This is a genomic window from Micromonospora sp. RTGN7 (genome assembly GCF_033804645.1).
GTDB lineage: Bacteria > Actinomycetota > Actinomycetes > Mycobacteriales > Micromonosporaceae > Micromonospora.
Genome location: NZ_JAPZLF010000001.1, coordinates 351,783 through 365,101 on the forward strand (window position 1 = coordinate 351,783; position 13,319 = coordinate 365,101).

11 protein-coding genes and 2 pseudogenes are annotated in these 13,319 nt (G+C 74.1%); 1 reads left to right on the plus strand and 12 read right to left on the minus strand.

The features are described from left to right. Window positions 1–346: 346 nt before the first annotated feature. From SNR22_RS01515 to SNR22_RS01530, 4 genes are all read right to left on the minus strand, one after another. Window positions 347–640 carry a transcriptional regulator gene (locus tag SNR22_RS01515; protein WP_320064453.1) on the minus strand — a complete coding sequence of 98 codons (294 nt, stop codon included), beginning with the start codon at window positions 638–640 and terminating at the stop codon, window positions 347–349. Further along, window positions 633–1,073, minus strand: a complete 441-nt coding sequence (locus tag SNR22_RS01520) for a hypothetical protein (protein WP_320064454.1) — start codon at window positions 1,071–1,073, stop codon at window positions 633–635. Before SNR22_RS01520 ends, SNR22_RS01515 begins: the two co-directional genes overlap by 8 nt. Window positions 1,074–1,264: 191 nt before the next feature. Then, complete coding sequence (locus SNR22_RS01525; protein WP_320064456.1) at window positions 1,265–3,997, minus strand: LuxR family transcriptional regulator; 2,733 nt, start codon at window positions 3,995–3,997, stop codon at window positions 1,265–1,267. Window positions 3,998–4,105: 108 nt separating this feature from the next. Continuing rightward, window positions 4,106–5,509 (minus strand): PLP-dependent aminotransferase family protein, encoded by a 1,404-nt coding sequence (locus tag SNR22_RS01530; protein WP_320064457.1) that lies wholly within the window; start codon window positions 5,507–5,509, stop codon window positions 4,106–4,108. Between SNR22_RS01530 and SNR22_RS01535 the strand changes: the two genes are divergently transcribed. Next, window positions 5,508–6,542 carry a DMT family transporter gene (locus SNR22_RS01535; protein WP_320064458.1) on the plus strand — a complete coding sequence of 345 codons (1,035 nt, stop codon included), beginning with the start codon at window positions 5,508–5,510 and terminating at the stop codon, window positions 6,540–6,542. The genes SNR22_RS01530 and SNR22_RS01535 overlap by 2 nt on opposite strands. Window positions 6,543–6,643: 101 nt before the next feature. Here the strand turns inward: SNR22_RS01535 and SNR22_RS01540 are convergent, their stop codons facing one another. The 8 genes and pseudogenes from SNR22_RS01540 to SNR22_RS29325 form a co-directional block, all read right to left on the minus strand. Then, entirely contained in the window at window positions 6,644–7,282 is a 639-nt protein-coding gene (locus SNR22_RS01540; RefSeq protein ID WP_320064460.1) for a TetR/AcrR family transcriptional regulator, read from the minus strand. A 28-nt stretch (window positions 7,283–7,310) separates the two neighbouring features. Further along, a pseudogene (locus tag SNR22_RS01545) lies at window positions 7,311–7,775 on the minus strand (acyl-CoA dehydrogenase family protein); the annotation flags it as partial. A 236-nt stretch (window positions 7,776–8,011) separates the two neighbouring features. Continuing rightward, complete coding sequence (locus SNR22_RS01550; RefSeq protein WP_320064461.1) at window positions 8,012–9,295, minus strand: ABC transporter substrate-binding protein; 1,284 nt, start codon at window positions 9,293–9,295, stop codon at window positions 8,012–8,014. Window positions 9,296–9,393: 98 nt separating this feature from the next. Then, entirely contained in the window at window positions 9,394–10,506 is a 1,113-nt protein-coding gene (locus SNR22_RS01555) for a branched-chain amino acid ABC transporter permease (RefSeq protein ID WP_320064463.1), read from the minus strand. Further along, window positions 10,503–11,381, minus strand: coding sequence for a branched-chain amino acid ABC transporter permease (locus SNR22_RS01560; RefSeq protein WP_320064464.1), 879 nt, complete (start codon window positions 11,379–11,381; stop codon window positions 10,503–10,505). The genes SNR22_RS01555 and SNR22_RS01560 overlap by 4 nt, the downstream gene beginning before the upstream one ends. A 27-nt stretch (window positions 11,382–11,408) precedes the next feature. Next, entirely contained in the window at window positions 11,409–12,131 is a 723-nt protein-coding gene (locus SNR22_RS01565) for an ABC transporter ATP-binding protein (protein ID WP_320064465.1), read from the minus strand. After that, window positions 12,128–12,913 carry an ABC transporter ATP-binding protein gene (locus tag SNR22_RS01570; protein WP_320064466.1) on the minus strand — a complete coding sequence of 262 codons (786 nt, stop codon included), beginning with the start codon at window positions 12,911–12,913 and terminating at the stop codon, window positions 12,128–12,130. Before SNR22_RS01570 ends, SNR22_RS01565 begins: the two co-directional genes overlap by 4 nt. Before the next feature lie 215 nt (window positions 12,914–13,128). After that, window positions 13,129–13,275 (minus strand): annotated as a pseudogene (locus SNR22_RS29325) (acyl-CoA dehydrogenase family protein); the annotation flags it as partial. Window positions 13,276–13,319: the final 44 nt, after the last annotated feature.

Sequence of the window (13,319 nt, forward strand, 5' to 3'; positions counted from 1 at the left end):
GCAGCCCTTTCACGGTTCGGACGCAGCGCGAGCCGACGACGGGAAGCGTCGCGCTGCGTGAGCGTTGCGTCGGGGGCAGCAGAGCAAGGTTGTTGCGTCGAGGGGAGCAGAGCAAGGTTGTTGCGTCGGGGGCAGCAGAGCAAAGGGCTCGACGGAGATGCGGGGTTGGCGTGTGGGCTACGAACAGCGGCCGAGGTCGCCCGAGGATGGGCTTTCCGCACGCCTCATCCAGAAGACCTCGACGTGTCTGCCGCTGGCCCTGATGCGGGCCTCGCCTGCGCTGATCCGACCACGTTCCGCCAGCTCGACGAACTCGTCTCGACGAACTCGTCCTGACGCACGTGCGTCAGGTCTCTGCGGCGATGATGTTCCTCAGGGCCGCCGTGTGACCACGGTAGGCCTTGCGACCCTTCGGCGTCAGAGACAGCCGCAACCGGGCGCGACCGTCGCGCGTGACGTGCTCCTCGTCCAGGTATCCACTGGCGACGAGTTGAGCGATGTGCTTACTGAGTGCGGACTTCGACACGCCCAGGCGGGCCTGAAGCTCCCCGAACTCCACGAACGACGCCGCGTTGGCGATGGCGCAGATGCGCAGCCGCTGCGGGGCATGAATCAACTCGTCGAACACGGCGTCAGGCACGGTTCGTCATCTTGCGGTAACGGCGGCCCATGTCGAGTGTCGTGGCAGCCGCGCAGACGGCCGCGACCAGCCAGATCCACGGCTGCTCGAACCCGAGCGCCAGCCCGGCCGGGATGCCGACGGTGATGATCATGGCGATCAGGTACGGGTAGGCACCCGTGCCGTCCGGAAGCACCACTCCATAGCCCGACCGATAGAACACCCATCGGATACCGACGGCGACGACGGCGACGATCCCCACGAGCGCGACCCCCCTCGCAGCGGCTGCCGGCAGCATCTGTGCCGCACACACCACCGCCAGCAATACCGCCTGGATGACGAAGTAGGTCCAGGTCAGGGGAGGATTTATGGTGGCGTGTTCCGCTGCCTCGGCCGCGTCCAGCATCCGACGGGCAGCAGCGGAGGACGGATCACCGGTGAACTGTGTTTCCATGTCGGAAACCATAGCGATGTGTTTCCTTGATGGCAACTCATCGCGTCGGAGTCCTCCAACGTAACCTCCCGGCGCAGCCTGTCCGTTCGGTGGCCGAGGACAGCGTCCTGGTGGCTCCTGCGGCAGACCGCGTGACACCGCACCGGGTCTGGTGGCGCCGGCGGCGGTCCTAGGGCTGCGCCCCGGGCCGGTCAGCAGAGCGCGCGGGCCAGTTGGGTGCGGGAGCGGATGCCGAGGCGGTGGAAGATGTTGCGCAGGTGGTGGTCGACCGTGCGGGTGGACAGGAACATCCGGCCGGCGATCTCCCGGTTGGTGGCGCCCTCCGCGACCAGCTGCGCGATCCGGAGCTGCTGCCCGGTCAGCACCCGGGCCGCCGACAAATCCGGCCCACCGACCGACTCCCCGGCGGCGCGCAGCTCGGCGGCGGCCTGCTCGGCCCAGGCGGTCGCCCCGAGGACGGTGAACGTGTCGCTGGCGTCGTGCAGGTACGCGCGGGCGTCGCGGGGCCGCCGGCTGCGGCGCAGCTCCCGGCCGAAGAGCAGCTCGGTGCGGGCCCGGTCGAACGCCCCGCCGCCCGCCGGATGCAACCGCAGCGCGGTGCGGAACCCCTCCTCAGCCTCCGCGCTGCCCCGGGGGGCCAGCAGCGCGTGACAGCGCGCCGACAGGGCCCGCCGCGAGGGGCTCGCCGTGCTGTTGGCCCACCGGTCGAAGACGGCGAGGGCGGCGACGGCCGCCGGCCGGTGGGCCTGGTGGACCGCGGCCTCCACCAGGTACGGCGTGGCCATCACCTGGACGATGACCTGACCGCGTCCGGTACGGGGCCGGGCCAGGGCCGCCAACCGCTCCGCGGCGTCGGACTGCCGCCCGTCGGCCAGGTCGAGCACCGCCAGGGCCCAGCCGGCCAGAGCGGCGGGGCGGCTGTCCGCTGCCAAGTCCTCGCCGATCTCCCGGATCAGTCGCAGACTGGCCTCGCGGTCGGCGCGGATGGCGGCCAGCACCGCCAGCATTCCCAGGTGGACACCGGTCCAGGTGGCCTGGCCGGTGACCCGGGCGATGCGTAACCCCTCCCGGGAGGTGTCCGCCGCCGTCTCGTGCCGGCCCAACCAGTACTCAGCGTCCGCGCGCAGCTCCAGCGCCCGGGACAGAACCGACAGTTCGCCGCGGGTGCGGGCCAGCTCGACGGCCCGGTCGGCGAGCCGGTGTGCCGTGCCGTCCACAGCCACCAGCAGGGCGGCCACCGACGCGCAGGTCAGTGCGGCCGGGGTCAGGTCGGCCCCGGTGAGCTGGTCGGCGAGGACGACGACCCGGCGCAGCGCGGGCCCGCCCCGCTCGTGGTCGCCCCGCAGCGTCGCCGCGACACCGGCGACGTGGGTCGCCATCAGCTCCGTCGCGGGCGCTTCCCCGGGGCGGTGCAGTGCCCGCGCCCGCCGCGCCACCTCGGCGTACCGGTACTGGTCGCCGGCGAAGCAGACCGCCTCGCCGGCGCGGACCAGCGCGCCGAGGGCCGGGGCGGGATCGGTGCCGGCCAGCGCGTCCGCCGCGGCCAGCAGCGTCGTGAGGGCGACCGGGGTCCGGCCGCAGCGCAACTCCATCTCGCCGTGCAGCAGCTCGGCCCGACCGGCCACGGCCGCCCCCGGCGCGTCGGCGGGCAGGCCCCGCAGCAGCAGCCGGGCCCGGTACGGCTGGCCCGCCGCCCAGGCGTGGTGGGCGGCGGCCACCAGCCGGGCGGCGGCGCGGGCCGGCTCGGCGCTGAGCTCGGCGGCGCGGCGTAGCGCCGCCGACAGGATGGCGTGGCGGCCTCCGCCCCGCGCCGCCTCCTCCAACTCGGTCGCCAGCACGGGGTCCGGGCCCTCGGCTGCGGCGGCGCGGTGCAGGGCCCGACGCAGCCGCTGCCCGGGGCCGTCGAGCAGGGCGGCCAGCAGCAGGTGTGCCGTGCGCCGCTCGGCGAGGGGCGTCGTGGCCTCGACCATCGCCCGGGCGAGCGGGTGCGGGAACGTCACGCCGTGTGGCTCGACGCGGACCAGGCCGGCGACCTCGGCCGGGGCGAGCGCCTCGATCACCGTCCCGGCGGCGCGCGCGGCCCGGACCAGGGTGGCCGCGTCCAGCTCGTCGTCGAGGGCGGCGATCAGCAGCAAGCGCCGGGTTTCGTCGGGCAGACGGCCCAGCCGGGCCCGGTAGCCACGGCCCAGGACGCCGTCGGCCGGCGGCGCGGCGGGCAGGGGTTCCTCTCCTCGGCACTGGGCGGAGCTCAGCGAGCCGCCGAGATCCACCAACGCCTGCGGGTTTCCCCCGCCAACCGCGCTGAGCGCGGTGGCGACCAGGTCGGACGGGCGCGCGGGCAGCCGGTCGACGAGGACGGCGCGGCTGTCGCGCTCGTCGAGGGGCGTCAGCCGGTGGGCGGGAATGCCTCCCGGCGCGGTGTCGGCGGCCCCGGTGAGGACGACGACGACCGGCAGGTGGCGCACCCGGCGGGCGACGAACGCCAGCAGATCGGCGGTGGGTCGGTCGCCGACGTCGACGTCGTCCACGGTGCAGAGCAGGGGGCGCTCCCGGGCGGCGACGGCGAGCAGCCCGAGCACGGCCAACGAGAACGCCAGCCGCTGCTCGGCGGGGCAGCCCTCGCCGTCGAGGGCGCGCCGAAGCACGTGCCGCTGCAGGTCGGGCAGGGCAACGGCCCGGTCGAGCACCGGATCGAGGAGCCGTTGCAGCCCCGCGTGGGGCAGCGTCGCCTCCTCCGCGAGCCCGGAGGCGGACAGGACGGTGAAGCCCCGCGCCTGCCGGTGCGCGTAGCTGACCAGCGCACTCCGGCCCGAGCCCGGCTCGCCCTGGAACAGCAGCGCTCCCCCACCAACCGCCACGCCGTCGAGCAGGCCGCGGATCGCCCGGCACTCGTCGTCCCGGCCACGCAGTACGGCTATTTGCACTGTTGATGCATGAACCATCTAGTCAGTGTTACCCATCGTTAACCTGATGGAAAGAGGCCGCTGGCGGCCCGGCCCAGTGTTTCGCCCTCCGGGGACGCAGGCGGCGGGTCAGCGACGTGTCGAGTCCGGACCGAGGGCGCGGGCGAGGCGGCGGACGGCCTCGTCCATGAGGTCGGGTGGGGCGGCGGCGTAGGTCAGGCGCAGGTGCGGCGCGGGTGGTTCGGCCGCGTGCCACGGGCGGCCGGGAAAGACGATGACGCCTTCGGCGGAGGCCGCGGCGGCCAGCGCGCCGTCGTCGACGCCGTCGGGCAGGCGGGCCCACAGGTGCAGGCCGCCGCGGGGGATCATCGGTGGGACGAAGGTCGGCAGGTGCCGGCGCAGCGCGGTCAGCAGCGCCTCGCGCCGGGCCCGCAGCGCGGTGCGCAGGGTGCGGTGGTGCCGCGGCCAGGCCGGGGCGGTGACGAACTCCAGCGCGGCCTGCTGCAGCGGGCCGGCGACGAAGAAGTCGTCGAGCAGCCGGGCCGAGCGCAGCCGGGCTCCGGCCGGGCCGTGGGCGCCCATCGCGGCGACCCGCAGGCCGGGGGCGGCGGACTTGGTCAGTGAGCGCAGGTAGATCACGTGCCCGTCGGAATCGTCGGCGGCCAGCGGCGGCGGGGCCTCTCCGTCGACGGTGAGGTCGCGGGCGTAGTCGTCCTCGATCAGGAACGCTCCGGCGACGCGTACGGCGTCGGCGACCTCTGCTCGGCGGTGCGCCGCCAGGGTCGCGCCGGTCGGGTTGGCGTAGAGCGGTTGGCAGTAGAACAGCCGCGCGCCGGTGCGGGCGAACGCGGCGGCGAGTTGGTCGGGGAGGACACCCTCGGCGTCGGCGGGCACCGGCACCACCCGCAGCCCGGCCGCCCGGGCCGCGGCCAGTGCGCCCAGGTAGGTCGGCGACTCGACGAGCAGGGTGTCGCCGGGCGCGGCGAGCGCGCGCAACGCGGACGACAGGGCCGCCTGCCCGCCCGGGCAGATCACCATGTCGTCGGCGCGCAGCCGGGCCCCCGCCTCGCGGGCGAACCAGTCGCGAAGGTCCGCCCGCCCCTCGGCCGGCCCGCGCTGCCAGGCCGCCGGGTGCCGGGCGGCGCGGGCGAGCGCGGCGCCGAGCGCCGCGGCCGGCTGCAGGTCCGCGTCCAGGTAGCCCCCGGAGAGCGGGATCGCGCCCGGCCGGGGCAACGCGAGCAACGCCTGCATCTCGTCCTCGCCCGGACGGCGGGCGCCGAGCGCCACCGTCTGCCACGACAGGTCGGGTGGGCACCGCTCGTCCGGCCGGGCGGCCACGAAGGTGCCCCTCCCCGGCCGCGTCTCGATCAGCCCTTCCGCCACCAGTTGCCGGACCGCCTCGGCGACGGTCACCGGCGAGGCCTGGTGCCGGGCGGTCAACTCGCGCACCGAGGGCAGCCGGGTCCCGGCGGCGGTGGCCACGAGCCCGCGCAGATCTTGGATAACACGGGCCGCTGCGTTACCGTTGTTCATGAAGGCTAAGAGTAGCGCTACTGTCTCCAACCCGGTAACGGCTGACCGGCTCGCCGGCCTCGCCCTCGGCGCGCTGGGGGTGCTCGCCTTCAGCATGTCCCTGCCCGCCACCCGCGTCGCCGTGCAGCAGCTCGACCCGTGGTTCGTCGCCTTCGGCCGGGCCGTCGGCGCGGCGCTGCTGGCCGGGGCGTACCTGCGTCTCACCGGCGCGCCGCGACCCACCCGCAGCCAGTGGCGGCGGCTGCCGGTCGTCGCCCTCGGCGTCGTCGTCGGATTCCCGCTGTTCACCTCGCTGGCACTGACCACCCAGACCTCCGCGCACGGCGCGGTCGTCATCACCACACTCCCCGCCATGACCGCCGTGTTCGCAGTGCTGCGGGCCGGCGAGCGCCCACCGCCGCTGTTCTGGGTCGCCAGCGGCGGCGGGCTGGTGGCGGTGCTCGCCTTCCTGATCGCCAGCGACGCGGTGCACGGCGCGGTGTCGGCCGCCGACCTGTTCCTGCTCGCGGCGGTCGTCCTGTGTGGACTCGGGTACGCCGAGGGCGGCGCGCTCGCCCGGGAACTGGGCGGCGCTCGGACGATCTGCTGGGCGCTGTTGCTCTCGCTCCCCGCCACCCTGCTCGTCACGCTCGTCGCGGCCTCGGCCAATCCGCCGCGCGCCGGGGCGGCCGCCTGGTCGGCGTTCGGCTACCTCACCGTGATCTCCATGTTCCTGGGCTTCTTCGCCTGGTACGCGGGGCTGGCCCGAGGTGGCATCGCCCAGGTCGGCCAGATCCAGCTCGCCCAGCCGGTGCTCACCCTGCTCTGGTCAGCGCTCCTACTCGGCGAGGCCGTCACCCCCGCCTCGATCGGGGCGGCGCTGGTCGTGCTGGCCTGCGTCGTACTGAGCCAGCGCACCCGTGGCAGGCGCGCGACGGGCCGGGACGCCGCCGCCACCGAGGCCACGCGGCGCGCCCTGCAACCCCCGGACGCGGGGGCCACTCCCGGCACGGGGCATCGCCGCGAGCGGCCGGGCGCACCCGTCCGCCACTGAACCGCCGCGGTGCCCGACGGCCACACAGCCACCTGGGCGTCGTCCGTGACCCGGCTTCGCCCCGGCGATCGTCGACTTCCTCGCCGGCTGAGCTGAGGCGCTCAGCGGGCCGCCGGCTCGGACAGCAGGGCGGCCACCGTGCGGGTCATCACCGCGCGGGCCTGATCCACACCGAGCCCGAGACCGTCGCGCAGCAACGACCAGTTGGGCCACATGCTCGTGGCGACCAGGGCGTTGACCAGTTGGTCCCGGCCCGCGCCGGCCTGCTCCAGCTCGGTGGCGAACAACTGCTCGACCTCGTCGCGGACCCGGTCGACGTGCTTGAGGCGGTTGCGGCGCAGCTGCTGGGAGACCGGCTCGCGCATCTGCGCCGCCCGGGCGGACGGCGCGATGAGCTGAAGCAGCCGCGCCCGCTGCCGGCAGTACGCGTCGACCCGCTTGGCCAGCAGCAACGCGGGCGAGATCGGCCGGTAGGCCGCGTCCTGCTGCCGTAGCAGCTCCTCACCGCTGGCCTCGAAGAGCGTCTCCATGTCCTTGAAGTTGGTCCAGAGGGTGCGCAGGGAAATACCGGCCCGCTCAGCGATCCGCTCGCCGGTCGGTCTCAGGTCACCCTCGGAGATGAGCGCGAGGTGCGCCTCGACGATCGCCGCCCGGGTCCGCTCGGCCCGGGCCGTCCGCCCGTCGACCCGGCCCGGCGCCTCGGCACTGCCCACCGGCACCTCCCCCTTCACCGTCGTCACGTCACCCGTGACCGCACCCGCGCCGAGTCTAGACGCGGGGTGGGCAGCGCAGATCCGGCTGGTGCCGGCGCAGTTCCCGGCGCGCCAGCGACTGCCGGTGCACCTCGTCCGGACCGTCGGCGAGCCGCAGGGCGCGGGCGCGGGCCCGGAGGCTCGCCCGCGGGGTGTCCTGGCTCAGCCCCGCGGCGCCGTGCGTCTGAACGGCCCGGTCGATGATCCACTGGGCGGCCTCGGGTACCACGATCTTGATCGCCTGAATCTCGGTGTGCGCCCGCCGGTTGCCGACGGTGTCCATCAGCCAGGCGGTCTTGAGTACCAGCAGCCGGGCCTGTTCCAGGCGCACCTGGGCCTCGGCGATCCAGTCCCGCACGACGCCCTGCTCGGCCAGCGGCCCACCGAAGGCGTGCCGGTCGATCACCCGCCGACACATCAGCTCGATGGCCCGTTCGGCCATGCCGACCAGCCGCATGCAGTGGTGGATCCGTCCGGGCCCCGAGGCGAGCCTGACTGGCGCCGGTGACGAGCGCGACCCGACCCGCAAACCGAGCTGAATTTGCACTCACAGTGCAAGTATTTGTTGCCGGGTCGGGCCACGTCAACGGCGGTGGCGAGGAAACCGCCCGGTTAAACGGGAAGCACCGTACGTGCGGAAACCGAACCGGGCCGGCCCGACGGGACACGCGAACGCGCCCGGTCGGACCGGCCCGTGGCAGGCAGGAAGCCGTCCGGTCAGGAGACCGTCGGCACCCCGTTGGCCGGGGGCGTCACCGGCGCCACGGTGTACTCCTTGACCGGCCCGTCGCCCTCGTCGGTCTCGTACGCCGGGCCGAAGTAGCTCTGCTTCCCCCCGCTCACCCTGCTCAGTCGCGCCCCGCCGTAGCCGGAGTGGTCGGTGGCGGAGAAGCGCAGCGGGGCCAGCCCGGGCCCCTGGAAGCCGCCCTTCGCGACGGCGGCGAGCAGCGACTCACGGGTGAGGTCCTTGCCTGCGGCGAGGAGAGCCTGCACGAAGAGGTACCCCACCGCCATGCCGTAGACGCTGTTGCCGTCGAACGGCGCTTCGGCGTTGTGCGCCTTGTTCACCTTGGTGAAGAGCTGGATCCACGGGTTCTCGGCGTCGTCCTGCATCGGCAGGTAGTTGGCGCCGACCATGCCCTCCAGCAGCGGGGCGGCGGCACCGAGCTGCTTGGCCAGGGTCGGCTGGTCCGCGCCGACGTTGGAGACCAGCCACTGCGGCCTGAACTTCAGCCGGGCCGCGGTGCCGATGGAGAGCGCGCTGAAGCCGGGCACGGTGGCGAGGATGACGACCTGGCAGCCGGCCGCCTTGAACGCGCCGATCTGGGGTGCCACGTTGGGATTGCTGGTGACATAGGTCTGCTTGGCGACCACGGCGCCGGCGCCGAGCACCTTCTCCACGCCGACCAGGCTGTCCCGCCCGAAGTCGTCGTCCTGGCCGAGGAAGCAGACCTTCTGCCCGGGCAGGGTGGACTTCACGTGGGAGGCAAGAATCTTGCCTTCCACGGTGTAGTCGGTGTTGAAGCCGAACGTGCCCGGGTACTTGTCGGGCTGGTCCCAGTTGCGGCTGCCGGAGGCGACGAAGAGGTCGGGCACCCGGTTGCTCTTGAGAAAGTCGAGCACCCCGCTGTGGGTGGGGGTGCCCAGGCCGTTGACGACGGCGAAGACCTTGTCCTGGAGGACCAGCTGGCGCACCACCTGCTGGGTGTTCGCCGGGTTGTACCCGTCGTCCATGACCTTGTAGGTGATCTTCCGGCCGTGCACCCCGCCGTTGGCGTTGACGTAGTCGAAGTACGCCTTGGTGGCGGGCGCGATCTTGGAGTAGCCGGCCGAGGCCGGCCCGGTGAGCGGCATGTGGGTGCCGACCACGATCTCGGAGTCGGTGACGCCGGGAACCTGACGGCCCCCGGAGTCGGACTCCTCGCCGGTACAGCCGACGGCGGTGACGAGCAGGGTGATGGCGGTGGTGATCGCGAGAGCGTGGCGTGCGACGCGTGGCATGTGGAACACCGACCTTTCCTCGGTCCGGTTGCTGCTGGTGGTGGGGTGATCCGCCGGCCGGTGACGGCCGGCCGGCGGGTGGGACGACAGGGAGCAGCTCAGGAACGCCGGAGCCGCCACCGGGCGAGCAGGGCGTGGCCGAGGCGCGACAGCAGGCCCTGCACGCCACCGGGCGCGGCGATCATGACGACGACCAACGTGATCCCGAAGATCGCCAGCGGCAGGTTGCCCTCCAGCCGTTGCGCCACCGCCGGCGAGAGGGTGAGCAGGTCGCTCACGGTGTGCGTCAGGTCGGGCAGGACGACCAGCAGGGCGGCTCCCCACACCGCACCGGCGAGGCGGCCGAGCCCGCCGATGACCACGGCCATGAGCAGGAACAGCGAGAGCGTCAGGGAGAACGCCCCCGGCGACGCGCTCTGGGCGAGCACCGCGAGCAGGGCACCACCGAGCCCGGCGCCGGCGGCGCTGACCACGAAGGCGAGCACCTGGGTGCGGGCGACGTGGATGCCGGCGAGGCGCGCGGCGACCTCGTCGTCGCGGACCGCCCGGAACGTTCGGCCGAATCGGCTGCGGAGGAGGTTGGCCAGCAGCAGCAGGGCGAGCAGGGTGGCCGCCCCGGCGACCCAGAGCTGCCACCGCTCGTAGGGGAAGTAGGCGCCGAGCGCCGCCGGTGGTGGCTCGACGGGGACCGACAGCCCCTGCTCGCCCTTGAACACGCCGTCGAAGGTGACGGTCAGCGCCGGCACGACGACCGCGACGGCCAGGGTGACCCCGGCGAGGTACGGCCCCCGCAACCGGGCTGCGGCCACGCCGATGACGGCGCCGACGGCGACGGTGGTCAGCACCGCCGCGACCAGCGAGACCGCGAGCAGCCACCCGCCGGTGGACCCGGCGTCGGCGAAGGCGTTCTGGCAGAGGGCGACGGTGTACGCGCCGACGGCCATCAGCGCGCCGTGCCCCAGCGAGAGCTGCCCGTTGAGCCCGGTGAGGACGGTCAGCCCGGCCGTCGCGCAGAGGTAGGCCGCCACGGTGGCGAGCTGGAAGTTGCGGAACGGCTCCACGCCGTAGCTGACGGCCACCAGCAGCAGCGCGGCGACGGCGACGACGGCGAGGTGGCGCAGCAGGGTCGAGCCACGGTGACCCTCGGCCGGGCGGTCGCGGGCGGCGGGCGTCCGGCTCGCCGGTGGGGCCGCCGCCCGGGTGGCGCTCACACCTGCCTCGCGGTGACCGGGGCGAACAGGCCGGCGGGGCGGACCAGCAGCACCGCCAGCAGCAGGGCCAGCACCGCGAGGGGGGTGAGGTCGCTGCCGGCGTAGCCGCTGACGTAGGAGAGCAGGAGACCGACCAGGAGGCCACCGACGACGGCTCCCGGCGGACTGTCCAACCCGCCGACGACGGCTGCGGTGAACGCCGAGACGAAGACCAGGTCCATCGCGTGCGGGTGCAGGCCGAGCTCGGTGGGGATGATCAGCATGGCGGCCAGGGCGCCGACGCCGGAGGCCAGGGCCCAGCCGAGGGTGAGCATGCCGCCGACGTTGACCCCGAGCAGGCGGGAGACCTCGGGGGCGAACGCCGCGGCGCGCATTCGCAGGCCGACCGCGGTGCGGGTGAAGGTCCACGCGAGGGCGACGACCACCACCCCGACTGCCGCGAAGGCGAACAGGTCGTACGGCGAGAGGACGGCGAAGCCGCCCACGGTGAGGGCGGCCCGCGAGAACGGCGCCTCGGCGGGTCGGAACTCGTTGCCGTAGACCATGCCCAGCACGGCCTGGATCAGCAGGACCAGCCCGAGCGCGACGATCACCGGGCTGAGCGGGGACCGGTGGTCGACGAAGCGCATCACGGCCACGTCGACGACCGCGCCGAGGAGCAGCCCGGCGAACAGCGCGGCCAGGAAGCCGAGCCAGTAGGAGCCGGTCGCCGCGCAGACGCCGTAGGCGACGTAGGCGGCGGCGACGGCCATCGCCCCCTGGGCGAAGTTGACGATGCGGGCGGCGCGCCAGATGAGCACCAGGGCCAACGCGAACGCGGCGTAGACCGCGCCCCTCGACAGCCCGTCGAGGGTGAGGAAGACGAAGCGGTCCAACGGTCCTCCTTCCGGCGGACGGGGTGGTCAGAAACCGAGGTAGGCGTGGCGCAGGTCTTCGTCGTCGCGCAGCCGGGCGGCCGGTGCGGTGGCGACGACCCGGCCGAGGGCCATCACCACGCCCTGGTCGGCCACGGAGAGCGCGCTGCGGACGTTCTGCTCGACGAGCAGCACGGTCAGCCCGGTGCCGTCGCGCAGTTGTCGCAGCAGGGCCATGATCTGGGCGACCACCCGGGGCGCCAGGCCGAGCGACGGCTCGTCGAGCAGCAGCACGCGGGGTCGGCCGACCAGCGCCCGGCCGAGGGCGAGCATCTGCCGCTCGCCGCCGGAGAGCTGGTGCCCGAGCTGCCGTCGCCGTCGGGCCAGCGGCTCGAAGAGTTGGTAGACCTCGTCGAGGGCGCGCGCGGCGTCCGCCCGGTCCCGGCGCCACAGCCCGCCGAGTCGCAGGTTCTCGTCGACGGTAAGCTCGGCGACCACTCCCCGCCCTTCCGGCACGTGTGCCAGGCCGCGTCGGACGAGCTGCTCCACCGGCACCCCGCGCAGGTCCTCCCCGTCGAGGGTGATCCGGCCGGCGGTGAGAGGCAGCATGCCGGAGAGGCTGCGCAGCAGGGTGGTCTTACCGGCCCCATTGGCCCCCACGACCGCCACGATGGCGCCGCGCGGAACGCGGAGGTCGACCGCGTGCAGCACCGGCGCCGCGCCGTAGCCAGCCACCAGCCCGCGCACGGTGAGCAGGCCGGCGGCGCTCACGCGGCGGCCTCGTCAACGGCGGCGCCCAGGTAGGCGTCGGCGACCGCCGGGGCGGCGCGGATCTCCTCGGGGGTGCCGGCGGCGATGACCCGCCCGAAGTCGAGCACCACGATCTCGTCGCAGACCGACATCACCAGGTCCATGTGGTGCTCCACCAGCAGCACGGCGCAGGGGTCGGTGTCGCGCCGGGGCAGGCCTCGGACCAGGGTCGCCAGCTCGGCGATGTCGTCGCCGCCCAGGCCGCCGGCGGGCTCGTCGAGCAGGAGCAGTCGGGGCCGGGCGGCGAGCGCGCGGGCCAGGGCGACCCGCTGGCGTACGGCGAACGGCAGCGTCGCCGGCGCGGCGCCGGCGTGGTCGGCGACGCCCAGGCCGTCGAGGATGTCGAGGGCGTGCCGGCGCAGCCGCCGCTCGTCGCGGTCGCTGCGCGGCAGGCCGAGCAGGGCCGACAGGAAGCCGGCCCGGGCGGTGTGCGAGGCGCCGGCCATGACGTTCTCCAGCACCGTCAGCCCGGCGAAGAGCCCGGTGCCCTGGAGGGTCCGGGCGATGCCGAGCCGATTGAGCTGGTGCGGTCGGGGCCGCAGCGGCCGGCCGTCGAGGGTCAACGATCCCGTCTCCGGCGCGATGAAGCCGCAGATGACGTTGAACAGGGTGGTCTTGCCGGCCCCGTTGGGGCCGATGACGCCCACCACGCTGCCGGCGGGGACCCGCAGCGAGACGTCATCGAGGGCGGTGAGGCCACCGAAGCGCACCCCGATGTGGTGCAGTGCGAGCCCTTGCTCCATCACGCATCCCCCATGCCGGTCGCATGCATTTACACTGCTAGTGTATTTTTCTGAAGTGTTTCGTCAACACCCTCGATGGCTCGTTCCGGCCTCCCGGCCGGCGGTCACCGATCCGCCGACGCGACCGGCCCCCGCGCAGCGGTCTCCGCGTCGGCGTGGCTCGGCGGATACACGACGTGGCTCGGCGGATACACGACCAGCGGTGGCGGGGGCAGATCGGCCAGCCGCGCCAGGACCGCCCGGTGCCGATCGGCGGGGCCGAAGGCGATCGCGGCGCTGCGGGCCCGCTTGAGGTGGAGGTGCGCCGGATGCTCCCAGGTGAAGCCGATGCCGCCGTGCAACTGCACGCAGACCTCCACGGCGGTTCCCCCTAATTGCACTGGCCATGCCATATAAGCTGCCGTCC

Excerpts from the sequence above, each read along its gene's own strand:
- SNR22_RS01535 (WP_320064458.1), top strand. The coding sequence starts at position 5,508 with ATGAAGGCTAAGAGTAGCGCTACTGTCTCCAACCCGGTAACGGCTGAC.
- SNR22_RS01530 (WP_320064457.1), bottom strand. The coding sequence starts at position 5,509 with ATGAACAACGGTAACGCAGCGGCCCGTGTTATCCAAGATCTGCGCGGG.
- SNR22_RS01570 (WP_320064466.1), bottom strand. The coding sequence starts at position 12,913 with ATGGAGCAAGGGCTCGCACTGCACCACATCGGGGTGCGCTTCGGTGGC.
- SNR22_RS01520 (WP_320064454.1), bottom strand. The coding sequence starts at position 1,073 with ATGGAAACACAGTTCACCGGTGATCCGTCCTCCGCTGCTGCCCGTCGG.
- SNR22_RS01550 (WP_320064461.1), bottom strand. The coding sequence starts at position 9,295 with ATGCCACGCGTCGCACGCCACGCTCTCGCGATCACCACCGCCATCACC.